This window comes from Vibrio sp. 10N.239.312.D08 (genome assembly GCF_041466145.1).
In the GTDB taxonomy this organism is placed as follows: Bacteria; Pseudomonadota; Gammaproteobacteria; order Enterobacterales; family Vibrionaceae; genus Vibrio; species Vibrio crassostreae_C.
The window spans coordinates 41,827-64,701 of record NZ_JBFSSD010000025.1 but is presented as its reverse complement, the minus strand read 5'-3'; the positions used below and the strand labels follow the sequence as shown (position 1 = coordinate 64,701).

Annotated in this window: 23 protein-coding genes; 13 read left to right on the top strand and 10 right to left on the bottom strand. The window is 44.6% G+C overall.

Annotation, left to right across the window (positions count from 1 at the left end; all coding sequences use genetic code 11):
* Window positions 1–22: 22 nt before the first annotated feature.
* The 5 genes from arsB to AB6D58_RS14420 all read right to left on the bottom strand — a co-directional run bounded on the left by arsB (window position 23) and on the right by AB6D58_RS14420 (window position 3,983).
* Window positions 23–1,078, bottom strand: a complete 1,056-nt coding sequence (gene arsB, locus AB6D58_RS14440) for an ACR3 family arsenite efflux transporter (RefSeq protein ID WP_017065681.1) — start codon at window positions 1,076–1,078, stop codon at window positions 23–25.
* Window positions 1,079–1,187: 109 nt separating this feature from the next.
* Window positions 1,188–1,529, bottom strand: a complete 342-nt coding sequence (locus tag AB6D58_RS14435; RefSeq protein WP_017064015.1) for a helix-turn-helix transcriptional regulator — start codon at window positions 1,527–1,529, stop codon at window positions 1,188–1,190.
* 192 nt (window positions 1,530–1,721) lie between these two features.
* Window positions 1,722–2,129, bottom strand: coding sequence for a glycine zipper family protein (locus AB6D58_RS14430; protein WP_029235181.1), 408 nt, complete (start codon window positions 2,127–2,129; stop codon window positions 1,722–1,724).
* Between the two features lie 31 nt (window positions 2,130–2,160).
* Window positions 2,161–2,823 (bottom strand): START domain-containing protein, encoded by a 663-nt coding sequence (locus AB6D58_RS14425; protein WP_372157622.1) that lies wholly within the window; start codon window positions 2,821–2,823, stop codon window positions 2,161–2,163.
* Window positions 2,820–3,983, bottom strand: a complete 1,164-nt coding sequence (locus AB6D58_RS14420; protein ID WP_017064013.1) for a glycosyltransferase family 2 protein — start codon at window positions 3,981–3,983, stop codon at window positions 2,820–2,822. The genes AB6D58_RS14425 and AB6D58_RS14420 overlap by 4 nt, the downstream gene beginning before the upstream one ends.
* Window positions 3,984–4,245: 262 nt before the next feature.
* Here AB6D58_RS14420 and AB6D58_RS14415 point away from each other — a divergent pair, with 262 nt between their 5' ends.
* The 5 genes from AB6D58_RS14415 to AB6D58_RS14395 all read left to right on the top strand — a co-directional run bounded on the left by AB6D58_RS14415 (window position 4,246) and on the right by AB6D58_RS14395 (window position 10,367).
* Window positions 4,246–5,043 carry a Cof-type HAD-IIB family hydrolase gene (locus AB6D58_RS14415; protein WP_017069716.1) on the top strand — a complete coding sequence of 266 codons (798 nt, stop codon included), beginning with the start codon at window positions 4,246–4,248 and terminating at the stop codon, window positions 5,041–5,043.
* Between the two features lie 180 nt (window positions 5,044–5,223).
* Window positions 5,224–5,871, top strand: coding sequence for a DsbA family oxidoreductase (locus AB6D58_RS14410; RefSeq protein ID WP_017060931.1), 648 nt, complete (start codon window positions 5,224–5,226; stop codon window positions 5,869–5,871).
* Between the two features lie 34 nt (window positions 5,872–5,905).
* Window positions 5,906–7,126, top strand: a complete 1,221-nt coding sequence (locus AB6D58_RS14405; protein WP_136982429.1) for a winged helix-turn-helix domain-containing protein — start codon at window positions 5,906–5,908, stop codon at window positions 7,124–7,126.
* Between the two features lie 240 nt (window positions 7,127–7,366).
* Window positions 7,367–7,705, top strand: a complete 339-nt coding sequence (locus AB6D58_RS14400) for a hypothetical protein (RefSeq protein WP_017060926.1) — start codon at window positions 7,367–7,369, stop codon at window positions 7,703–7,705.
* Between the two features lie 430 nt (window positions 7,706–8,135).
* Complete coding sequence (locus AB6D58_RS14395; protein WP_372157620.1) at window positions 8,136–10,367, top strand: hypothetical protein; 2,232 nt, start codon at window positions 8,136–8,138, stop codon at window positions 10,365–10,367.
* A gap of 43 nt (window positions 10,368–10,410) precedes the next feature.
* Here the strand turns inward: AB6D58_RS14395 and AB6D58_RS14390 are convergent, their stop codons facing one another.
* From AB6D58_RS14390 to ulaR, 4 genes are all read right to left on the bottom strand, one after another.
* Complete coding sequence (locus AB6D58_RS14390) at window positions 10,411–10,872, bottom strand: hypothetical protein (RefSeq protein WP_102320686.1); 462 nt, start codon at window positions 10,870–10,872, stop codon at window positions 10,411–10,413.
* A 204-nt stretch (window positions 10,873–11,076) separates the two neighbouring features.
* Window positions 11,077–11,319 (bottom strand): hypothetical protein, encoded by a 243-nt coding sequence (locus AB6D58_RS14385; protein WP_372157619.1) that lies wholly within the window; start codon window positions 11,317–11,319, stop codon window positions 11,077–11,079.
* A 68-nt stretch (window positions 11,320–11,387) separates the two neighbouring features.
* Window positions 11,388–12,455, bottom strand: a complete 1,068-nt coding sequence (gene ulaG / locus AB6D58_RS14380; protein WP_372157617.1) for an L-ascorbate 6-phosphate lactonase — start codon at window positions 12,453–12,455, stop codon at window positions 11,388–11,390.
* Between the two features lie 120 nt (window positions 12,456–12,575).
* The gene (ulaR, locus tag AB6D58_RS14375; RefSeq protein WP_017064005.1) at window positions 12,576–13,331 is read right to left on the bottom strand and encodes an HTH-type transcriptional regulator UlaR; all 756 of its coding nucleotides are present in this window, start codon (window positions 13,329–13,331) and stop codon (window positions 12,576–12,578) included.
* A gap of 339 nt (window positions 13,332–13,670) precedes the next feature.
* Between ulaR and AB6D58_RS14370 the strand changes: the two genes are divergently transcribed.
* From AB6D58_RS14370 to AB6D58_RS14345, 6 genes are all read left to right on the top strand, one after another.
* Window positions 13,671–15,509 carry a PTS ascorbate-specific subunit IIBC gene (locus AB6D58_RS14370; RefSeq protein ID WP_017060920.1) on the top strand — a complete coding sequence of 613 codons (1,839 nt, stop codon included), beginning with the start codon at window positions 13,671–13,673 and terminating at the stop codon, window positions 15,507–15,509.
* Window positions 15,510–15,575: 66 nt separating this feature from the next.
* Complete coding sequence (locus AB6D58_RS14365; protein WP_372157616.1) at window positions 15,576–16,043, top strand: PTS sugar transporter subunit IIA; 468 nt, start codon at window positions 15,576–15,578, stop codon at window positions 16,041–16,043.
* Window positions 16,044–16,053: 10 nt separating this feature from the next.
* Window positions 16,054–16,752 (top strand): L-ribulose-5-phosphate 4-epimerase, encoded by a 699-nt coding sequence (locus tag AB6D58_RS14360; protein ID WP_017064003.1) that lies wholly within the window; start codon window positions 16,054–16,056, stop codon window positions 16,750–16,752.
* Window positions 16,753–16,839: 87 nt separating this feature from the next.
* The gene (locus AB6D58_RS14355) at window positions 16,840–17,661 is read left to right on the top strand and encodes a pyridoxal phosphatase (RefSeq protein ID WP_017064002.1); all 822 of its coding nucleotides are present in this window, start codon (window positions 16,840–16,842) and stop codon (window positions 17,659–17,661) included.
* Between the two features lie 4 nt (window positions 17,662–17,665).
* Complete coding sequence (locus AB6D58_RS14350) at window positions 17,666–18,313, top strand: 3-keto-L-gulonate-6-phosphate decarboxylase UlaD (protein WP_372157614.1); 648 nt, start codon at window positions 17,666–17,668, stop codon at window positions 18,311–18,313.
* Window positions 18,314–18,321: 8 nt separating this feature from the next.
* Window positions 18,322–19,203: an L-ribulose-5-phosphate 3-epimerase gene (locus AB6D58_RS14345; protein ID WP_372157612.1), complete on the top strand. Its 882-nt coding sequence runs from the start codon at window positions 18,322–18,324 to the stop codon at window positions 19,201–19,203.
* Window positions 19,204–19,365: 162 nt separating this feature from the next.
* Here the strand turns inward: AB6D58_RS14345 and AB6D58_RS14340 are convergent, their stop codons facing one another.
* On the bottom strand, window positions 19,366–19,575 hold the full coding sequence (locus tag AB6D58_RS14340) for a hypothetical protein (protein ID WP_009845895.1): 210 nt from the start codon (window positions 19,573–19,575) through the stop codon (window positions 19,366–19,368).
* 293 nt (window positions 19,576–19,868) lie between these two features.
* Here AB6D58_RS14340 and AB6D58_RS14335 point away from each other — a divergent pair, with 293 nt between their 5' ends.
* Window positions 19,869–21,071, top strand: a complete 1,203-nt coding sequence (locus AB6D58_RS14335; RefSeq protein ID WP_102398421.1) for a glycerate kinase — start codon at window positions 19,869–19,871, stop codon at window positions 21,069–21,071.
* Between the two features lie 286 nt (window positions 21,072–21,357).
* Entirely contained in the window at window positions 21,358–22,809 is a 1,452-nt protein-coding gene (locus tag AB6D58_RS14330) for a catalase (RefSeq protein WP_102398420.1), read from the top strand.
* The last annotated feature ends 66 nt before the right edge of the window (window positions 22,810–22,875 follow it).

Genomic DNA, 22,875 nt, shown 5'->3' with positions numbered 1-22,875 from the left:
GTTCTAGGTGTAGACGTAGATGCTATACGCTAGGTTTAACCGTCTGACCGTTGTAGTACTTGTCTTTCATCTTAAGCGCCACGTTCACAAGGTAAATCAGCACAGGGACTTCAATCAGTGGACCGATAACGCCTGCAAACGCTTGGTCTGAGTTGATACCGAATACTGAGATAGCCACGGCAATCGCTAGCTCGAAGTTGTTACCTGTTGCTGTAAATGCAATTGATGCGTTCTTGTCGTACTCGATGCCCATCTTTTTACCGATGAAGAAACTGATGAAGAACATCGCAGTGAAGTAGATAGTCAGTGGAACCGCAATTAATAGAACGTCCATTGGCAGTTCAACAATCATTTCACCTTTCAGGCTGAACATCAGAACGATAGTCGCCAGTAGTGCAATCAGTGTGATTGGAGAGATGCGTGGAATAAATACGTCGTTGTACCACTGCTCGCCTTTCATCGACACAAGGATCTTACGGCTTAGGAAGCCCGCTAGGAATGGGATACCTAGGTAGATAAGTACACTATGTGCAATGTCGATCATCGAGATATCAACCAACATGCCTTCGTAACCAAATACTGGTGGAAGAACGCTGATGAACAACCACGCCATAAAGCTGTAGCTCACCACTTGGAATGCACTGTTTAGAGCAACCAATGCCGCGCCGTACTCTTTGTTACCGCCGCCGATGTCGTTCCAAACCAGCACCATCGCCACACAGCGAGCAAGACCAATCAGAATCACGCCGACCATGTAACCTGGGTGGTCTCCCAAGAAAGTTAGTGCCAATACAAACATCAGAATTGGACCAACGATCCAGTTCATGATCAAAGAGAGCTTAATGGCTTTCTTATCTTTTACCACAGTGCCTAGCAGGTTGTAGTTAACCTTAGCCAGAGGTGGGTACATCATTAAGATAAGGCCAATCGCAAGCGGAATGTTAGTGGTGCCAACAGACATTGAATCGTTCCACTGTTCGATCTGTGGGAATAGGGTGCCGAGTAGTACACCAAGGCCCATGGCAATAAAAATCCACAGTGTTAAGTAGCGATCTAGAAAACCTAACTTTGGTTTCATGATAATCTCTCTTAGTTGACATCGTAAATCGTCGAAAAACGATTGGTTGTGGCAAAAAAACACGCTTAAAAGTAAAGGCTATCAAAGCCGATCATTCAAGCGTGAACTTCTATTTTAAAATGCTGTTAAATATCGATTCGAAGCGTTGAATATTGTCGCGGTCGATGCGGTAACACATCTTCGGCGGAATCGACTCAGCCGTAATAAAACCTGAGGCTTTCAATATTCTTAAGTGCTCTGATACCGTTGATTGAGCTAAACCCAATTCACTCACCAGATCACTGTTCAAGCAGCCGCCCGATTTTTCTAACGTGGAAAGGATACTCAATATACGTATTCTTGCTGGGTGAGCGAGTGCTTTCGCCAGTGCGGCCATTTGCTTTTCTGCTTTAGCATCACCGTGTTCGATGGGCAGAGAACAGCCACCAGATGTCGAGCAAGTTGAGTTCATATTGACGTCTCACTTTCATTAATCGTTAAAAGACGATTAATGATAAGCCTATTTTAAATAGGGGTCAATGCTCACTGTCTATTTGAACGAACTTTAAGGTGGCGATTCAGGGACTATGGTTGAACTCTGCTTTGACTCAGCTACGCAAAATGGCGTGAACATCGATTAAACGCCATTTTGCTCGGTTATCCGCTAGTTAAGAACGGTATAGCCTCGGTTGATCATACAGTTACGATTCACTTGAAACTTCTGCTGCTCAGATAGCTCGGCGGATTGTCTTTTTTGAGCACCGTGCTTTAAAGCGCCGCTGATAATACCGATGCCAGCACCAATTTTTGCACCATCATGACCACTCCCGCCAGAGACGGCTCCACCAACCGCACCCAGCGCTGCACCCTTAGCGGTTGAACCGACAATATCGCTGCCAAGAGAATCGACCTCTTCAGGCTTCACTTGTTGAGCGTATTGCTCACATTCATACAGATCGGCGTGATACTGTGTTTCATCAACACCTTTAGTATCGACAATAATTTGATTAGCAAATACTGAACTTGATGCTACAAGCAATATCGCTGCGATTGGAGAGAATGGAAATTTCACAATATAGACCTCTAGAGTATTCATTGCATTGTTAAAGTGACGTGTAGTTCTCGATGAAATCAAGGCGACGATCGGTGTACTCACCAGAATCCAACATCTTAGATAACCCGCGAAGCGTGTTGTAAGGCTGAGAAACGGCCACCATGTTAATGAGCCAATACGGAATATCGCCACCTGGATCACTCAATACTCGATAAGAGATATGGGTGGTGTTTTCGTCGATTGGTGTCAGGATCCAACTCGCCTCTAATTCAGCCACTCTGATGATTTTTTTATTATTGTTTGGCAGGTAATCAGGCCTACCATGCTGATCAATGGTGACAACCATCGTCTCTGGATCTTGAGTGATGACGTTCTCTACGATAGCTTCACGATCGGCAACTGGCCAAGGTGCCTTGGTATAGGTTTTGGTGATCGTGTGCGCCGCACTAAAATGCTCTATTTCTTTCATGTCATCGATGTTTTCTACCCATTGCGTGCCAACAGAGGTATCGATAAAGAGTGCGATAATAGAAGTGAGGGACGCGTTGATGTCGCCTTCTGCTCGAAATTCTTTAAAGTGACTGCCTTCAATTTTACGGTTATAAACCTCGATGCCTTTTTTATCGCGTGCCAGTGACCAGCCATCGGTGTCTGATGCAAACACCGAAACTGAACAAGCAAGAAGAAGCAAAGTAATAATCTTATTCATCATGTTAATGAGCGCCCTTTCCAGCTGATTTTATTGGTTTTAGATAAGCGGTAACTGTTCAGCACGAGTAGGCTTTGAACACAAATACCGAAGGGTACGGTTAACGCAAATTTTGCGGGAACAAACAGTTCCTTAACCAAAATGAAGTAGGTGACGATCGACACCAAGAGCATCACAGAGCTGACAATGAGCGAATAAGCATGAATGGCAGACATGTCACTGATGAAGGCGTTCGCCGATACCAGCATCAAAAGCGGTCCCGCCCATGCGATGATGTTGGCTTTGATGAAGACTTTTAAAGCTTGTGCTTGCGATTGACAATTCACAATAAGATTCATGTTTTTGGAAAAGCCAGCCCAGATTGAGTTGAAGTCTGAATACATGTGCGTACTCATTAGTTTGTCTGCAAATGCCCAGAAAATCTTAAATCCATTGACCTTCATGACTTTTGCAAAGGCGATGTCTTCCGATATCGCGTTTGCTACTGCGGCGTGTCCACCGACTGCGTCGTAGGATTTTCGGGTAAACAACATCGCCTGACCGTTAGCAATCGCTTCTTCCTTAGTCATGTCGTTCGAGTTTTTAAAGTTCATATAAGATGCGATCGATAGAAAGATGCCCGGCAAGGTCGCTTTTTCTGCCACAGACGCAAAAGTTTGTTTTGGATTAAACGATAAGAGATCAGTTTTTTGTTGGATAGCAAAGTCGATAACGCTCTGTAGCATCGCGGGTGCTGAATCGGTATCTGCATCAATGAAATACACATATTCACCGCTCGCGTTGAGTGCGCCAGCCATACATGCATTGCTCTTACCAAGCCATCCGGTCGGTAACGTTCTACCTGAAATACAGCGCGCGTTAACGTCGAACTTACTGATCAATGCTTCTACTTTTGCACGGGTTGAGTCAGTAGAAAAGTCATCAACAACAATGACTTCAAACTTGTCTTTTGGGTAGCTCTGCTTCAATAGAGAGCCAAGGCTGATTTCAATATTGTCTTCTTCATTTCGCGCAGGAATAATGACGGAAACAGTCGGCCACTCAGTTCTTTTGAACGATATTTTAGGTTCAATGTGAATACGATGGCGCTCTAAGTTCGCAAGTGTGATTAGAAACTTGACGGTAACGATGCAAAGCAAGGTCGTAATAATAGCTAAAATCATAATGACTGTGGTCGGAATAAAGTGATGGAGAGACGGGAAAGAATATAGTGGAGTGTGATCTAACGCACATCTTGTATGTAGGACTTAACCCTTCAAACTGGAATGCGCTTCTGTTAGCGTTTGCCTTGGAAAGATGTGAAACAGTGACTGACAGGCGGTAAAATAAGCATTGTATTCACCAGCGACTCTAGCGATATAATCGAACCCAGAACCGTTACTCAAGATAACGAATGATCATAATCCAATAATAGGTACGCCCGACATGCCCCAACAAAACATCAAATTTATCGCGACTGATATGGATGGCACCTTACTCGATGAGCATGGAAAGCTCGACCCTGAGTTTTTCAATCTTTATGAGCGCTTAGAAGCGCAAGATATTATTTTTGCTGCCGCGTCTGGCCGCCAGTATTACAGCTTGCTAGAAACATTTTCCCCGCTTAAAGATCGCATGATGTTTATTGCTGAAAACGGCACATTAGTGATGCACAAAGGCCAAGAACTTTACAGCTGCTTGCTTGATACCGATGCCATTAAAGAGATCATTAAAGAAGCTCGAGCTATTGAAGGCGCGCATGTGGTGCTATGCGGTAAGAAATCGGCATACATCGAAACCAAAGATGAGCGTGCTCTGGCGGAGATCTCTAAGTACTACCATCGCCGTGAGCAAGTAGAAGACTTACTGGCGGTAGAAGACGATTTCATCAAGGTGGCTATCTGTCACTTCGACGGTTCACAAGAGAAAGTGAACCCAACTATTGATGCCAAATTCGGTGAGAACTACCAAGTGGTTGTAAGCGCAAAAATTTGGTTAGATGTGATGAACGCTGAAGCGTCAAAAGGTGCGGCGATTAAACATCTACAGAACACATTAGGTTTCACTTACGAGCAGACCATGAGCTTTGGTGATTACCTAAATGACTTGGAAATGCTTAAAGAGAGCTACCACTCTTACGCGATGGAAAACGCGCATCCAAAGTTAAAAGAGATCGCGCGTTTTGGCGCGCCAAGTAACGTTGACGCGGGTGTGTTCCAAGTACTTGAGAAGTTGCTAGCGTAACGCTCTTAAGCTAGATTCGATTTTTATCAAAGCCAACTCATGAAAATGAGTTGGCTTTTTTGTTGGCTGCTGTTGTATTGAGTTAAATTTGAACGAGTGTTCAGCTTGTTGTAGTCTAACCAGAAAGATGGGTATTCACTTTGAATTGGATACGCCTTAGTAACGATATTTGGAATGATTATGAGCAAGAAACTTCAACTTGATATTATTTCTGACGTAATGTGCCCGTGGTGCGTAGTCGGTTACAAAAACTTAGAGCTAGCCGTTGCGGAACTTGGTTTAGAAGACCAGATTGAACTTGAATGGCAGCCGTTTGAGCTTAACCCTGACATGCCGCAAGAGGGCGAAAACCTGCGTGCCCATATCATGAGAAAATACGGTTCTAGCGCAGAAGAGAGCCAACGTTCACGAGAACAGCTTTCGGCTCGCGGCCAAGCGGTTGGTTTCGATTTCAATTTCTATGACAGTATGAGAATGGTCAATTCACGTCATCTACATGTACTTCTCGATTTTGCACTAGCGCACGGCAAACAGACTGAGTTAAAGCTACGCTTCTTTGCTGCTCACTTCACAGAGCAAAAAGACCTGTCCGATCTTGAAGTCATTGCACAAGAGCTTGAAGCGGTTGGCTTAGACTCAACGAAGGCACTGAAGCGCCTAAAGAACACCGACAACTTGAAGCAAATTGAAGCGCAAGAGTTTGAATGGCAACGCATGGGGATCTCTGCGGTTCCTACTGTGGTGTTCAACCGTAAGAGTGCAGTAACGGGCGCGCAGACGGTAGAAACCTACAAGCAGATTCTTCAAGAGCTTATTGCTGAATCATAAACGGATCATTGGTATCAATTAGAGTCTGAATTTCATGGAATCACTGTCACTCGCTCAAGCGCAAAAAATGGTACTGCTTTCGCAAAAGCTTCCGCCTAAGAAATTACCCCCTAAAAAGCAACGCAATGGGGGCGCTTTGGCGAACACGTTGTCTGCGATTGAAAACCTTGGCTATGTGCAAATTGATACCATCTCTGTGATTCAGCGAGCTCACCACCACACGCTTTGGAATCGCAATCAAGATTACCAACTGAACCATCTTGATAAGCTGTTAGAGCGTCGAGAAGTATTTGAGTATTGGTCGCATGCCGCCGCGTATTTACCCATGCGTGACTTCCGATTCAGCCTACACCGCAAGAATGGCTTTGCGAGCGGTAAGCTCAGGCATTGGTATAAAAAGGATGACGCACTGATGGCTCATGTTCTCAAACGTATTGAGAATGAAGGGCCGTTGATGGCGAAAGATTTTGAAGGGGATAGGCCAAACCCCGGCGGTTGGGGCGGTAAACCGGCCAAGCAAGCATTAGAAACATTGTTCATGCAAGGCGACTTAATGGTGCCAAGCCGAGTTAACTTTCATAAGGTGTATGACCTAACCGAGCGAGTTTTACCGAGCGGAATTGATACCTCTGAGCCGACAGAACAAGAGTACATCGAGCATCTCATAAAGCGTTACTTAGAGGCTAACGGAGTTGGAATAGCGTCGGAAATGAGCTACCTACTCAAGAACACAAAGCCTTTGATTCAGAGAGCACTCCAACAGATGCTTGAAGATAAGCAGGTTCTGAAAGTAGATATTCAAGGCTCTGATTACTATGTCCTGCCAGGTGCTTTTGAACTGCTGAATCAACCTCTTTCCAGAACCAAGCTTAAGATACTGTCTCCGTTTGATAACCTGCTGATTCAACGAAAGCGAATGCAATCATTGTTCAACTTTGATTACCTCCTAGAATGCTATGTTCCAGAGGCCAAGCGTCAGTTTGGTTATTTTAGCTTACCGATTCTGTGGCAAGGTGAGCTGGTGGCACGAATGGATTGCAAGGTCGACAGGAAGAGTGGTTTGCTCAATATCCGTAACTTGGTTGTTGAAGATCGAATCAAAAACCATGAATCATTAATTCACGCCTTATGCGATGAGCTTAAACACTTCATGGTGTTCAACCAATGTGATGAGATGATCGTCCATAACACCACGCCCTCTGATCTTGGCAAGCGCTTGATGAGCCAATGGCAACCCACCAAGACTCTCGCGTAATCATGAAGTTATTAACTGATTGGGAACAAGCGGCGAGCTAATGTTTTAGTAAATTCTATACTCGTCTCATGTTTGATCGCCTCGTAAGCTATCAAACATGAGGCGTTTCCTCTATATCTTCCAGTCGACTCTCCCCAATAAATACTTTGCATTTGAAACCGCCACAGTGTCCAATATCAGGTAGTACGAAACTGACCGAAAAACCTTATTTTTTAAGGTGTTAAATAGGACCTTTGCCGCATGCGTAAATCAGATAAGAAAATCGAGAATCAAATCAGAGACGTGTTAACTGACGTTTGTGAAGACACGCTGAAAGGCTTCGATGGTTTTTTATGGGTGACTCACTCGGTCAACTTCTCATCTTTTCCGCAAAGTTTGAAAATTGTCTGTGTATTCGATACCAATCAGGATAGAACGAACTTCTTAAGTGGCGAAGGTCAACAGAGTGTCTCAGGGGCTATTCAACAAGCGTTCAATCAAGTTGGAATTCAACTGAAGAATATCGATAAGCATGTTAGCTACGATACGCAAGAAAATTGCGATCGCGACCATCAAGGGAAGTGGAACAAGAGGCTTTAAGGAGCGTTGTCATCGTTCTTGTTTAGACAGCCTATCCAAATTGAGTTTCAATAGTGTGGCGCTCAAACTGAGATTCGATACAGCAAATCCAAGTCCTATTCTGAGTTCTAGGCTCTGATAACTTCTCATTTCCAAACCGTATTATTCTCATTTTGAGAAAATCTGAGCTGATTTCTCGTTAGCCGGAGATACTTGGTTTCCAAATAAAATTAAAATCACAAAAACTTATATTTTCCTTAATGCATTGATTTTGAATCGGCATTTGCTCGTTTTACTTGCCACCGATGAAACAAGACAGACGAGCACTTGAACAATAGAGCCATGTAGTCGATACTTTTTTCGTATTTTGATTCCTAAATTGACACGTAAGTTGGCTGACTTTTCGTTTTGTGATTTAAGGCATGACAGTATCGATTAGGAAATTTGAATCATGAAAACCTACATTTCTGGGCTGCTCGCACTCATACCGTCATGTTTAATCGCTGGTTACGCTTTTGCTGTTGGTACAGCGGTTGTGCTGCCAGGGCAACATGAAGTTGGTGTTGATCTTTTGGGCTCCCCACTATCTACGAATGCCGTCATTGATTGGGAAATTTCCAACAGTGATATTGTGTTCGGAGCTTATGCCGACAAAGCCGACAATGAGCGGGCCACGACAATTGGTTATATGTACAACCAAGTCATGGCGATGAACTCGGGTTGGTTGGAGAACGATCTCCGTAACCAAGCTGAGTTAGAAGGCCTCAATTTCGAAGACTATTTCCTGCACTTTTCTGAAGATACTGTCATTGCCGAAGTTGATAAAACTCATGGCGAAAAGACCCTTTTAAACCGAAAACCTATGATCTTGGGTTATACAGCCAGTGAAGACCATGCTGGTTTTTGGTTGTATCAAGAGCCTCCGTGGGATGCCGATGTGTTTGAGAATTTCGAACAGGGTGGGGCTTTGTATGTCTATCATGCTGAACAGTTCGAACGGCTGACCTTTAAGTTCTCACAGTTTGCTGGCAGCGGTGAATTTTGGATTGAATACCCAACTGCTATTGATTCTCAGGGTAGGGTTTCACAATGGGAAAGGCTTGATGTAAAGAAAGACAAAACGCTCAATATGACCAAAAACCAATCGGTGATCTGGAACCTTCCGGATAACTGGTTAAGAGCTACAACTCATGATGGGAGCGGTGCGAGTTATGGCGGCGGCCAGTATTTTGGTTCAACCTTTTTGAGAGATGGTGGGCGCTTATACGTTGTGAGAGTTCGTTGGCAAAGTGAGAATGCCGACGACAGGCCGCGTTTAAAAGAAGTAAAACTCAAAAACAGTTTTCCAACCGTCAAGTTAACCGATGCTCCGACTTCAACCCCGGACGGCAATGCTATCAGCCAATGGCGAAAAATCCGTGGTTTTGATGTGTCTGCAGACCTAGATGGTGATAACTACTTGTCGCCAAGCGAGTATCGAAATCGAACCAATAAGAACGCGACAGCACGTTTTCGTTGGGAATCAAGAGTGGTACCATTTGGTCGAATGTGGAGCGCTAACTCATCTTGGTCGCTAACGAACGTCGCAAACGCGGATTATCTATCTGCTATTCATCGCTACTACAAGCAAAGCTGGGCAAGACAAGGTTTGAATGGTGCGTACAACGACGACACAAATAAACTCATTGGCTCGAACCAGTTCTATGTTCACTCTGGCGGGCATGTTCAAGAGTTAGGAGCTGTTGCGGGTTCGAATCAAGCGGATGATCTCTACAAGCAACAATTTTCAGCGTTTCTCAAAAATCTTTCTGCTTTAGAAAGTGATGCGTCGATTGGGTTGAATATCGGAACCGCGAACTTACTGGGTCGAAATGGACAGTCTCATCTTAGCGAGGCGGGCTCTCTGTATTTACGCGAGCACTACATTTTTCCGTCTACTGGGTTTAGTGGTTACTCGGGGCTCTCAAAATTCTGGGATAATTCTGCGCTCGCCTACAATGGGCAAAGTGTTATTTTTCAGGCGACAACGCGTTATGGGCGAGTTCAGTATCTTGGAAATAGTGAAGATAATTGGAAGCAAGACCAATACTCGACCCTAGCGATCTACCACCTCAATCGACATGCTCAACATAGCTACTTTAATCAGTGGAACAATGGTTACGTCTATGGAAGTGGCAATACGACGGCTGACACTTTCTGGCAAAGTGGTGTCCCTAAAAACATCGCCTACCAACCCAGTTCGTTATTGGCCGTTGACTTGGGAGAGCCGAGTCATCAAATCCCACATGGCTTTGCGCCGATTCCTTTGATGCTTTCGACAACGACACCTCAGCCTGCTGACTACACCATCGTTGGCGATTCCTCGATGAACGAAATGGTGCATGCTGATCTGCCCAATGGCATGACTCACGTTCTACCGACGTTCACGTACTTTATGTATCAATCTGAAAATCAGGTGGTTGCTGGTGGTCCTGAGGACATGGTGTTAGCGAGAGAGTTCAGCAATGGTCGTGTGTTGTATCGCACGGATTTCCACGGTAAGAATCCGAGCTTTTATGACGCGGCAAAACTCACCATTGCGCTGGATGTCCCAATGAAACCTGTTGATGCTAACGGCAACGTTGGTGACTATGTGAGTGAAATCGAAATTGGCGGTTATGAAGGGCTGTTCTTACTTTATTAGAACCAATGCGAGTGAGTGCTCTCGAACCAGAGCAGACTAGAGCTTAGGTTCGGGATATGAGCTTATTCTTTTTACACTGCTTAAACTCTTTGGCGATCCACGATTGCTCGTTTAAACCATTGTCGATTAGAGCAAAAAGGTAGCCATCGACTTTGCTTGAAGCTGCTGGATATTCTTGAAAATCGTGCTTAGGGTAGCCGGGGTAATCTGTCTCGTATTGAGCGTCTAACTGCTTACCGAGTTGACGCCATTTTACGAATAACTCCGAAGAAGACGTCTCAACCTTATATTGCCCCAAAATGCGTTGGTGATGGGTTAACGCCACTTTAGCGCAGTGGTTGGTCTGTACGACTTTTTGTATCAATTCAACTTGTTCTTCACTCATGGTTTTCGCCAGTACATTCTCTTGTTCGATGCGCGCCATTCGCTCACCAAACGTTTCAGCATGGATGGGAAACACAAAAGTAAGCGGTAAAGCCAATACCAAAAGACGCTTGTAGAACATAACCAAACTCGTTAGAAGGATTCGCGGCTATTATGCCGCCCGCCGCCAATATTATTAATGAATATAAACGCTTAATTGTAAGAATTATTTTTGTCGAGTAGATAAACAGATGATTTTGGAGTGGTGGTATTCAGGCTCTGAATGTTTGGTTATTTTACGAAGCGACACCGATAACAGAATCAACCCAATATCTAACCATCTTGATTATAAATGTTGGATATCAATCGAGTGGTAGGAAAAACCGATTGCTTTAGCGGCGTTCAACAAAGCTTGTTGAGTCTTGAATACCCTGGGTTGCATTTTTCTGTCGGATTCAAGAAAGCTGTTTACTCCCCACTTATGACTTTTGACCATTAAGTAATAACCATTGGCGCCGGGTGATACGACACCAATTGCTGCTTTCAGGTCGCCATGACTGAAATGCTTTTTGAACTCACGTAATACCATATCAACATCCTTATTCGATGATAAAAAAAGGGAGCGCATTGCTCCCTAGTTAGTGCTTTTCTTAATGTTTACAAGAATGCGCGGTATGGCAGTTCTGGGTCATTTGTGAAGATGTCTGCAAAGCCACGGAAGTGCTGGTAGTGCATGCGGCCTTTATCTGTTGGGTATGTGTATTTACCACCAACTTGCCAGAAGAAAGGTGCGAAGCCGTATTGAAGACGTTCTTTCTTCATGTTCCACAGCATTTCGATTTCACGCGGGTCATTTTGGAAGTTAGCCCAAATGTCGTGGTGGAACGGAACAACTACTTCACAGTTCAAAGACTCAGCAGCACGAAGAATGTCTGAAGATGTCATTTTGTCTGTTACGCCACGTGGGTTCTCACCGTAAGAAAGCAGTGCAACGTCGATCTTGTGGTCATTACCGTGTTTAGCATAGTAGTTTGAGTAGTGAGAATCACCAGAGTGGTAAACTGAACCGCCTGTTGTTTCTACTAGGTAGTTCACTGCACGGTCGTCCATTCCGTCTAGAATTTCTTTGTCTAGGGAAGATGTTCCTTCAGGAAGTGTCACTAGAGCTGTACGGTCGAATGCGTCAAGAACCTTGATGTTCACGTCTTTGATTTTGATCTCGTCGCCAACTTTAGCAATAACACACCGATCTTCTGGCACACCCCATTTCATCCATAAATCAACACACGCTTTAGGGCCAATGAATTTAACGTGGTCGCCGCAGCTTTGTAGAACTGCCGCTGCAACGTTGATATCAATGTGGTCGCCGTGGTCATGAGATGCCATAACTGCATCGATCTCTTTGATAGCGAAAGGGTCCAATGGGAAGATCGCGGTACGTAGGTTTGGTTGAAGTGCTTCCACACCGCCCATACGCATCATTTGGTGCTGGTTTTTCATTTTTTGAACGGCTTGTGTTTTTTTACCAGTACCACACCAGAAGTCCATTGATAGGTTTGCACCTTCTTCTGATTTTAGCCAAATACCTGTACAACCCAGCCACCACATAGAAAAGGTACCCGGTTGCACAACTGTTTGTTCAATCTCTTCATTTAACCATGTGCCCCACTCAGGGAATGTATTTAGGATCCAAGACTCGCGAGTGATTTCGTTTACATTGCTCATGATAATACCTTTTATTTCAATAATTTGATTAATTTTGGATGTAGGGAGCCGAGCGCCTTAATTTGGATTAAGGCACTGAGCTAAATTTATTATTATTGGTGGGCTAGTTAGCCCTGCGATTTAAACTAGGATGACTTGCGTCCCTTGAGCTTCAATCAGTTTTACGACTTCGGGATTGGCGTCTTTACCGGTGATGACGATGTCTATTTGCTTGGTGCTGCAAAAGAGCATTCCGGTACGTTGTCCAACTTTTGAGCTATCGACCACGACGACAAGCTTATCGACCTGTTCGAGCATTTGTTGTTCGGCTACGGCCGTTAACATGTCGGCTTTGTACAGCCCGGCATCGGTTAAGCCTTTACCTGAGGTGAACATCCAGTTTCCCGCATAGCCGCCTAATGAATTAGGGGCAGGGTTTAGAAAGATGTTCTGCGCTTTGTTGTATTGACCACCAATGATGATGACATCGTCATGATCTTCGTTGATCAAGTAGCTTGCGAGTGGAAAGTAGTTCGTTACGATTTGAACGTCATCGCCACATAATTGCTGACCGAGTAGGAAAGCCGTCGAACCACAGTTGATCACGACTGTATCGCCAGCCTGACAAAGCCCTGCAGCTGCTTGAGCAATCTCTGATTTCTCTTCATAGAACTCAGTGCTGTTGATATTCAGTGGTGACCACTTTCTCTTCTGAGTTTCTACTCGTTCCGCACCATTTCGAATTTTTCTAAGTCGGCCAACTTCATCTAACTTAGCGATATCGCGCCTAGCAGTAGCAGGAGAAACGCTAAATTTATCAATAATATGAGAGACGTTGATTGTCTGCATATCTTCTAACAGCGACAAGATGCCGTTATGTCTTTGTACTTCATTCATATTTATCACTCTTTTTGTCGTTGTGACAATTTAATGATTACTTTTGATTTGTTTTGATTCTAATAATCACCATCATGATTGTCAAACCACATCGCTATAAAAACCAGACATTAATCACAATGTTTTATAAGTAGTTGATTTTATTGTATTTATTGTTTTTGCGTGTGATCTAAAGCTCAATTAAGCACATTCTGGGTGTGGTTAATTGATATAAATCAAAGTAATCACAAGTGAGCATTGAGTGATTACTTTTGATTGGTAAAGTCTAGTTCGTGAGCAAAACTAGAATCATCACATCCTACAAATCATTAAAATTAAAAATCAATCAGGGGTAAAGATATGGAATTCTTATACGATATTTTCTATATTTTTTACAGTCAGGTAATGACCAAAGCACCGTTGCTACTCGGTCTTGTTACTTGTCTCGGCTACATCCTTCTAAAACGTGACGCAACAACTGTTATCTCCGGCTCTATTAAAACCATCGTTGGTTTCATGATAGTGCAGGTAGGTGCAGGAACATTGGTAGCGGGTTTTAAACCGGTTATTGAAAAAATGAGTGAAATACATGGATTAACGGGATCGGTAATCGACCCGTACACCTCCATGATGTCCACCATGGAAACCATGGGCGACAACTACTCTTGGGTTGGGTATGCAGTATTACTGGCTCTTGGGCTAAACATTCTACTTGTTGCCTTCCGACGTATTACGGGTATCAGAACCATCATGCTGACTGGGCATATCATGTTCCAGCAAGCTGGCCTCATTGCTGTTTTCTACTTCGTGCTTGGTGCAGGTATGTGGGAAACCATTATTTATTCAGCAATATTGATGGCGTTGTACTGGGGTATCTCCTCAAACATCATGTTCAAGCCGACTCAAGAAGTCACTGGTGGTGCGGGTTTCTCGATTGGTCACCAACAACAGTTTGCTTCATGGGTAGCCACCAAGGTTGCACCGAAGCTTGGCGACAAGAACGACAGTGTTGACCACATCAAACTGCCTAAGTGGTTACACATTTTCCACGACAGTATCGCTGCAACAACGTTAGTAATGACTGGCTTCTTCGGCATTATTCTTCTTTCGTTCGGTCTTGATAACCTTCAGGACATGGCAGGTAAAACGCACTGGTTTATCTACATTTTTGAAACTGGTTTGAAATTCGCTGTTGCCATTCAAGTCATCGTTACTGGTGTTCGCATGTTCGTTGCGGAACTGTCCGAGGCATTTAACGGTATTTCTCAACGCCTTATTCCTAACGCTGTTTTAGCAATCGATTGTGCTGCTATTTACGCCTACTCTCCTAACGCAATGGTATTTGGTTTCATGTGGGGCGCAGTGGGTCAATTCACCGCTGTTCTTGCAATGCTAGCGTTTGACGCACCAATCATGATCATTCCTGGCTTTATCCCAATGTTCTTCTCGAACGCCACTATCGGTGTGTTTGCTAACCACTTTGGTGGCTGGAAAGCGGTGATGAAGATCTGTTTCGTGATGGGCATCATCGAAGTGGTTGGCTCTGCGTGGGCAATCCATATCTTCGCTCAATCAGGTACTGAGTTTAATGGCTGGATGGGCATGGCTGACTGGGCTCTGGTATTCCCACCAATCATGCAAGGTATCTCAAGCTCTAGCATGTTCTTCTTTGTGATTTTGGCTTTGGCTGGCATCTACATGTACTTCGCTTCTAAGCAACTACGAGCTGAAGAAGACGCAGAAGCTGCTGCTGAAACAATGACCGCAGTAACGCCTGAAGGTATTGAGGTTGAAGTCGCGGTTCCACAACAATCGACAGCAACCGCTGAAGCACCATCTGTTTCAACAACGGCAGCTTCTACAACATCAGAAACTCGAATCTCACCAGCCGCTGACCAGAAACCGGTTCGTGTCTTAGTGTGCTGTGGCTCAGGACAAGGTTCTTCAATGATGTGCTCTAAGAAAATCAAAGAGTATTTGGACAAGAAAGGCATCCCAAGCTCGACCTTTAACAGCGCCATCACTGATTACAAATCACACCTTGGTTCATTCGACATCATCGTTACTTCGGTTGCTCTTGCAGCGAAGATCACGGGTCTGCCGGAAGGTAAGCAACAGTTAGCGGTTAAGAACATGATTATGGTGAAAACTTTCGGCGACGAGCTTGTTTCCATCATCGAGAACAACTTCCATAAATAATTAAAAACGGCTCAGTGGTGTCGCACTGCTGAGCCAATAAAAACAATTATATAAGTGAGCAATAACATGAACTTAAAAGAATCTCTTATCAAGAATAACTCTATCCTACTGAATGCAAAAGCAACCGACTGGAAAGCGGCGATCAAGCTAGGTACTGACGCATTGGTAAAAGCGGGCGTGGCTGAAGAGCGTTACTACGACGCGATTACCAAAGCGATTGGCGAAGAAGGGCCTTATATCTGTATTCACGATGCGTTCGCACTGCCACATTGCCGCCCTGAAGACGGTGTTATTCGTACTGGGTTTGCGCTAACCGTGCTTGAAGCGCCAATTACCTTTGAAGGTGTTGATGAGCCTGTAGATGTGCTGATAACACTAGCGGGTAAGGACTCAGAAGAGCACATCGAAGGCACCATGCAAGTGGCGAACTTGATTGAATTCGATGAAGACTTCTCAAAACTTCGCGCGTGCAAAAGCCCAGAAGAAGTGGCGCGTTTAATTGATGCTGCATTGCTTCAAGCGGAAGCGGCGTAAGGAGGCAACGATGTCTAAATATAGCCAATTGAAACAACGTGTTTTAGAAGCCAATTTGCAACTTCCGAAATACGGTTTGGTGACATTTACTTGGGGTAATGTCTCTGAGTTTGACCGTGTTAACGGAGTGATAGCGATTAAACCATCAGGTGTCGAATACAGTGATATGACGGCTGAAGACATGGTGGTCGTCGATCTCGAAGGCAAGGTTGTTGAAGGGAAACTCAATCCTTCAAGCGATACCGCAACGCACTTAGAGCTCTATAAAGCTTTCCCTGAAGTGAGTGGCATTGTTCACACGCATTCACGCAGTGCCACCATTTGGGCACAAGCGGGTATCGACATCCCAGCCTTAGGCACCACTCACGCTGATTATTTCTACGGTGACATCCCATGTACACGTCGATTGTCTCACTCTGAAATTTCTGAAGAGTACGAGAAAAATACTGGCTTGGTGATTATTGAAGAGTTCAAGCAACGTCGAATCGATCCAATGGCCGTTCCAAGTGTGATTGTTGCAGGACATGCGCCGTTCTCTTGGGGCAAAGATGCCAACGACGCCGTTCATAACGCGGTGGTATTAGAAGAAGTGTCGGCAATGGCGTTGGCAACGCGCACCTTGAATAGCGGCATCAAAATTCAGCCAGAACTATCCGACAAACACTACTTACGTAAGCACGGTGAAAATGCTTATTACGGCCAACAGTAAATCGGATTTCGTTTAAGTAAGTCGTTTCTATTCGAAGTAGCTTCAATATTGATTAGGCCCGACTTCAGGGAATAAGTAGAGGACTCTATGTATAAAGTGCTGGCGTTAGATCTCGATGGAACCGTGTTAAAGGATGATCACACGATTCATCCAGAAGTAAAAAAGGCGATTCAAGAAGCCAAACAAAGTTGTCACGTCATGATTGTTACTGGCCGACACCACACAGCAGCACGACCTTACTATTACGAATTGGGGCTAGATACTCCAATCATCTGCTGTAACGGCACTTATGTTTATGACTATCAAACTGAAACGGTATTGACTCAAAACGCCATAGAGAAAGATAAGGCACTTACTTTCATTAACATGGCTGACGAGTTTCAGCTCAAGATGGTGATGTATATAACTCATGCCATGACGTACTCACAGTACAACCCATTTGCCTACATGTTGGCATTGGAAAGCTGGGCTGAAACGGCACCAGAGCAACATCGCCCACAAATTTACCAAGTGGAATCATTCATAGAAACAGCTCAACAAGCTGAACACGTTTGGAAGTTTGTGGTAGAGGGGAGCCAAGATTCCGTCGACCGTTTAATGCAACACCCATGGATAGGAGAGAACTTCAACGGTGAGCGTTCTTGGTCAAACCGAATCGACTTTGCTGCAAAAGGTAACAGTAAGGGCCTACGCCTTGCTGAATACATCGCAGAACTCGGTTATCACGCCGATGACGTCATTGCCGTCGGTGATAACCACAACGACATATCCATGATTAAGTACGCCGGATTCGGTGTAGCGATGCTCAATGCTGATGACATCGTCAAATCACACGTTCAACGCGTGTGCTCAACAGATAACAACCATGATGGCTTAGCCCGTCTAATACGTGAACAAATTAAAGGATAACAACATGACTAAACCAATGATTCAGATCGCCCTAGACCAAACAAACCTTCCTGCCGCAATTGAAGTGGCAAATAACGTTGAAAGCTTTGTTGATGTGATTGAAGTGGGTACTATTTTGGCGTTTGCAGAGGGAATGACGGCGGTTTCTACGCTTCGTAAAAATCACCCAGACCATATCCTAGTGTGCGACATGAAAACCACAGATGGCGGCGCAATTCTAGCGCGTATGGCATTTGAAGCAGGCTCCGACTGGATTACCGTTTCTGCAGCCGCACACATTGCGACTATTGGTGCATGTAAGAAAGTCGCTGATGAATTTAACGGTGAAATCCAAATCGAAATTTACGGAAATTGGACAATGGACGATGCTCAATCTTGGGTTGACTTAGGTATTTCACAAGCGATTTACCACCGTTCTCGTGACGCTGAATTAGCAGGTGTGGGTTGGACAGAAGAAGATCTCGTGAAGATGCGTGCCTTGTCTGAAATGGGCATCGAGCTTTCTATCACAGGTGGCATCGTGCCTGAAGACCTATACCTATTTGAAGGTATTAAAGCGAAAACCTTTATCGCAGGTCGCGCACTTGCGGGTGACAAAGGTAAAGAGACAGCAGAAGCGCTAAAAGCTCAGATCGATCTCTACTGGAACTAGGAGGCGTTATGTATCAAAACCTGTTACGCCACCGTGTTGGGCTTTATGAGAAGGCCCTACCTAACGAACTTAACTGGGAAGATAAGCTGGCAACAACCAAAGAACTCGGCTTTGATTTTCTTGAGATATCGGTCGATGAATCAGACGAGCGTCGCAGTCGATTAGATTGGAATGACGATGAGGTTTATGCCTTGCGTCACCTTTGTGAAAAGCACGGCGTACCGCTGCAATCCATGTGTTTAAGCGCGCATCGTAAGTTCCCATTTGGTTCAGCAGATCCGGCGATTCGTGAACAAGCCGTTATTCATATGGAGAAGGCTATCTCGTTGGCTTATAAGTTGGGTATTCGTACCATCCAACTCGCTGGCTATGACGTCTACTACGAGCCTGCTGATAAAGTGACTCACCAGAGGTTCATTGAAGGCATGAAGCTTTCGGCGCAGTTGGCGGAAAGAGCGGGCGTAATGCTTGCTGTGGAAATCATGGATACCGATTACTTGAATTCTTTGAGTAAGTTCGAAGTGCTGAGTCGCGAAGTCAATTCACCGTATTTCACGGCGTATCCGGATGTGGGCAATATTTCTGGTTGGAATTACGACATAGTGACTGAGCTAAAACTGAGTAAGCCTCATATCACTCAGATCCACCTCAAAGACACTTATAAAGTGACTGACGAATACAAAGGTCAATTTCGAGACTTAGTGATTGGTGATGGTGAAGTCGACTTTAATGCCATTTTTGAAACGTTGAAAGAGACTGAGTGCGTCGTACCACTCGTGATTGAGATGTGGGCTCAAGATGAACGTTGGAAAGAGAATATACTTACGGCACAAAAACGACTGAATGATGTTTGTGTGCAAACGGGTGTTCCGATGTTGTTTGACCACTAGCTCTACTTAGAATGATTAACCCGTTTCTCTTTGCGTTCTCAATGCTCCTAACGAAAAGAGAAAATGCAGCATATTGCCCCCAATATGCTGCATTTTTATATCAACATGTCGCTCTAAACTGTTGAAGCTGAGGTTATGTCAATTTCGAAATAGTGGCGGTTCTTAAACTGCGATCGTCACATGATCACGGCCCACTTCAGCCATCTGAATCAGGTAGTCCGTGTGGTATTTTTTCTTGATGACGATTTGGCTACCGATTTCAGCAACAATCTTTACCACTTCCAACGCATCAGAAGGATGCAATGACGAGTCTTTTGAAATTTCGATATTAACGCCTAAATTTGCCAATTTGATGATGTCGCTAGAATGCATGGTCGTGTCCAAGGTATTTGATTTTCGTGGACTATATCATCTTCAATTTATGCAACTCTACTCTGCCCAGCCTAAAATTTCGGTCGATGTTCTCAAACTATGATTCCAATATGTAAGTAGTCGATCTAACTCACAAATTGCGGGTATCAATAACCTCAATGTGAGGGTGACGCTATGTGCTTAGTATTTACTTTATATACTGCCCCTATTAAGTGATTAGCTTGCTGATCTTCAATAGGGGCATTTTTGGATCGGGCACTCATCAAAATTACTAATCTTTTGGATCTCTCAGTATGAAAATTGTTATTGCACCAGACTCGTTTAAAGAATCTCTATCGGCTGTATCTGTGGCGGCGTGTATTGAAAAGGGCTTTCGTGAAATCTTCCCAGACGCTGAATACGTAACATTGCCTTTGGCTGATGGTGGTGAAGGGACTGTGGATGTATTGCTCCAAGGGCTTTTTGGTGAAAAGCGACATAGCCAAGTCGAAGGGCCGTTAGGGCAACCAGTCAATGCAGAATGGGCAATGCTAGAACCGTCGGATCAGAATCCTAAGAAAACGGCTTTAATTGAGATCGCCGCTGCCTCTGGTTTGGATTTACTTAAATCAGAACAGCGTAACCCGTTAATAGCTTCTTCATTTGGTACAGGGCAATTGATCTTAGAAGCCATTGAACAAGGTGCTGAGAGCATTATTTTAGGATTGGGTGGCAGTGCGACCAACGATGGTGGTGCAGGTATTGTTCAAGCGTTAGGTGGACGCTTGTTAGTTAGTAAAGGGCAAGATGGCAAAGGGCAAGATAGTACTGGACAAGAGCTTGGCCGAGGTGGTGCTGCACTTGCAGAATTAGCATCAATAGATCTTACAGGTTTGGATTCGCGCTATGCAGATGTCGAGTTGATTGTGGCATGCGATGTTGATAATCCATTGTGTGGGGATAACGGTGCCAGCCATGTATTTGGTCCGCAAAAAGGAGCGACACCTGAACAAGTCTTAATGCTTGATAAGGCGCTTGCGAATTTTGCTCAAGTCGCAGAAACGCAAGGTTGTGTAGACGGCGGTGAATCCGTTCAAAAGCGTATGGGTTATGGTGCGGCTGGTGGCTCGCCGATGGGACTTGGTTTGCTATTCAACATGCAAATTAAACCCGGTATCGAGATGGTACTGGACGTTTTGCAAGCCGATGATGTGTTGAAAGGTGCCGACCTTGTGATTACCGGTGAAGGGCAGATGGACAATCAAACTCTGCAAGGAAAAACACCTTATGGCATTGCCAAACGTGCGAGCTTACAGGGCATTCCAACCATAGGAATTGCCGGATCTTTAGGCACCGAAGTAGAAGCGCTTTACGGCGAAATGAGCAGCTTGTTTGGAACTGTAAGATCGCCACAAACTTTAGAAAAAGTATTACAAGAGGCAGAGCTTAACTTAACAAGAACGGCAAGAAATATCGCAGCGACTTTACGGTTAGGTCACAAAATATCTCAAAAATAGTGGCTTCTACGAGGTAGGCTGCGCCTAGCTTTGGTTTTCTGCGTGTTGTAAGTTCATGATTATTATATTGTAAATATTATTGTCAATATTGAATGATTATGATTTAGATCATTAATTTGATAGGTTTTATCCATGATAACGATAAATACAAACGATTATATTTTACTTTAGCCCAGGCGTATTCTATATCCTTAATTACTGCGTGGTTTTGTGTGATGAATAGCCACCATTCAGAAGTAAAGATGCAACAAAGATGGTGCATCTAAAAGGTAATAAGGAATAGATGATGAGTAAAAAATTAACTACAGCTGCGGGTTGTCCTGTTGCTCATAACCAGAATGTTCAAACTGCGGGTAAACGCGGTCCTCAACTTCTTCAAGATGTTTGGTTTTTAGAAAAAATGGCGCATTTTGATCGTGAGGTGATTCCAGAGCGTCGTATGCACGCGAAAGGTTCAGGGGCTTACGGCACTTTCACTGTGACTCACGATATTACTCAATACACCAAAGCTAAACTATTCTCTGAAATCGGTAAAAAGACGGATCTGTTTGCACGATTTACAACGGTAGCTGGCGAACGTGGCGCAGCGGACGCGGAGCGTGATATTCGCGGTTTCGCGTTGAAGTTTTATACTGAAGAAGGCAACTGGGATATGGTGGGTAACAACACGCCAGTATTCTTCCTTCGTGATCCTCTTAAGTTCCCAGACTTAAACCACGCCGTTAAACGTGACCCTCGCACTAACATGCGTAGCGCGAAGAACAACTGGGATTTCTGGACTTCTTTACCTGAAGCACTTCACCAAATTACTATCGTGATGAGTGATCGCGGTATCCCTGCGACTTACCGCCACATGCATGGTTTCGGCAGTCACACGTTCAGCTTCATCAATGCTGACAACGAACGTTTCTGGGTTAAATTCCACTTCAAATCTCAGCAAGGTATTAAGAACTTGTCTGACGCAGAAGCGGCACAAGTGATCGGTGATGATCGCGAAAGCCACCAACGTGATTTGCTAGACAGCATCGATAACCAAGATTTCCCGAAATGGACGTTGAAAGTACAAGTGATGCCAGAAGCGGATGCAGCGAAGGTTCCATACAACCCGTTCGATTTGACTAAGATCTGGCCTCATGCAGATTACCCGTTGATCGAAGTGGGCGAATTTGAGCTAAATCGTAACCCGCAAAACTTCTTCGCAGAAGTAGAGCAGTCAGCATTCAACCCAGCGAACGTAGTTCCAGGTATCAGCTTCTCGCCAGACAAGATGCTGCAAGGTCGTCTGTTTGCTTACGGTGATGCACAACGTTACCGTTTGGGTGTAAACCATCAGCACATTCCAGTGAATGCGCCTCGTTGCCCAGTACACAGCTACCACCGTGATGGCGCGATGCGTGTCGATGGTAACTTCGGTGGCACATTAGGTTATGAGCCAAACAACGAAGGTCAATGGGCTGAGCAACCAGATTTCGCTGAACCAGCACTGAACCTAGATGGCGCAGCAGCACACTGGGATCACCGCGAAGATGAAGATTACTTCTCGCAACCGGGTGACTTGTTCCGCCTAATGACACCAGAGAAGCAAGCGATTCTTTTTGATAACACTGCTCGCAACCTAGGCGGCGTGCCAAAAGAGATTCAATTGCGTCACCTAAGACACTGTTACAAAGCTGACCCTGCATACGGTGAAGGCATTGGTAAACTGCTTGAAATCGACGTGAGCGAATTTAAGTCGTAATCAATCATCTTGATTCGTTAATTGAAAGGCCGTTGAGTGAATCACTCAACGGCCTTTTTTGATCTC

Excerpts from the sequence above, each read along its gene's own strand:
- arsB (WP_017065681.1), bottom strand. The coding sequence starts at position 1,078 with ATGAAACCAAAGTTAGGTTTTCTAGATCGCTACTTAACACTGTGGATT.
- AB6D58_RS14435 (WP_017064015.1), bottom strand. The coding sequence starts at position 1,529 with ATGAACTCAACTTGCTCGACATCTGGTGGCTGTTCTCTGCCCATCGAA.
- AB6D58_RS14425 (WP_372157622.1), bottom strand. The coding sequence starts at position 2,823 with ATGATGAATAAGATTATTACTTTGCTTCTTCTTGCTTGTTCAGTTTCG.
- AB6D58_RS14420 (WP_017064013.1), bottom strand. The coding sequence starts at position 3,983 with ATGATTTTAGCTATTATTACGACCTTGCTTTGCATCGTTACCGTCAAG.
- AB6D58_RS14415 (WP_017069716.1), top strand. The coding sequence starts at position 4,246 with ATGCCCCAACAAAACATCAAATTTATCGCGACTGATATGGATGGCACC.
- AB6D58_RS14410 (WP_017060931.1), top strand. The coding sequence starts at position 5,224 with ATGAGCAAGAAACTTCAACTTGATATTATTTCTGACGTAATGTGCCCG.
- AB6D58_RS14405 (WP_136982429.1), top strand. The coding sequence starts at position 5,906 with ATGGAATCACTGTCACTCGCTCAAGCGCAAAAAATGGTACTGCTTTCG.
- AB6D58_RS14400 (WP_017060926.1), top strand. The coding sequence starts at position 7,367 with ATGCGTAAATCAGATAAGAAAATCGAGAATCAAATCAGAGACGTGTTA.
- AB6D58_RS14395 (WP_372157620.1), top strand. The coding sequence starts at position 8,136 with ATGAAAACCTACATTTCTGGGCTGCTCGCACTCATACCGTCATGTTTA.
- AB6D58_RS14390 (WP_102320686.1), bottom strand. The coding sequence starts at position 10,872 with ATGTTCTACAAGCGTCTTTTGGTATTGGCTTTACCGCTTACTTTTGTG.
- AB6D58_RS14385 (WP_372157619.1), bottom strand. The coding sequence starts at position 11,319 with ATGGTATTACGTGAGTTCAAAAAGCATTTCAGTCATGGCGACCTGAAA.
- ulaG (WP_372157617.1), bottom strand. The coding sequence starts at position 12,455 with ATGAGCAATGTAAACGAAATCACTCGCGAGTCTTGGATCCTAAATACA.
- ulaR (WP_017064005.1), bottom strand. The coding sequence starts at position 13,331 with ATGAATGAAGTACAAAGACATAACGGCATCTTGTCGCTGTTAGAAGAT.
- AB6D58_RS14370 (WP_017060920.1), top strand. The coding sequence starts at position 13,671 with ATGGAATTCTTATACGATATTTTCTATATTTTTTACAGTCAGGTAATG.
- AB6D58_RS14365 (WP_372157616.1), top strand. The coding sequence starts at position 15,576 with ATGAACTTAAAAGAATCTCTTATCAAGAATAACTCTATCCTACTGAAT.
- AB6D58_RS14360 (WP_017064003.1), top strand. The coding sequence starts at position 16,054 with ATGTCTAAATATAGCCAATTGAAACAACGTGTTTTAGAAGCCAATTTG.
- AB6D58_RS14355 (WP_017064002.1), top strand. The coding sequence starts at position 16,840 with ATGTATAAAGTGCTGGCGTTAGATCTCGATGGAACCGTGTTAAAGGAT.
- AB6D58_RS14350 (WP_372157614.1), top strand. The coding sequence starts at position 17,666 with ATGACTAAACCAATGATTCAGATCGCCCTAGACCAAACAAACCTTCCT.
- AB6D58_RS14345 (WP_372157612.1), top strand. The coding sequence starts at position 18,322 with ATGTATCAAAACCTGTTACGCCACCGTGTTGGGCTTTATGAGAAGGCC.
- AB6D58_RS14340 (WP_009845895.1), bottom strand. The coding sequence starts at position 19,575 with ATGCATTCTAGCGACATCATCAAATTGGCAAATTTAGGCGTTAATATC.
- AB6D58_RS14335 (WP_102398421.1), top strand. The coding sequence starts at position 19,869 with ATGAAAATTGTTATTGCACCAGACTCGTTTAAAGAATCTCTATCGGCT.
- AB6D58_RS14330 (WP_102398420.1), top strand. The coding sequence starts at position 21,358 with ATGAGTAAAAAATTAACTACAGCTGCGGGTTGTCCTGTTGCTCATAAC.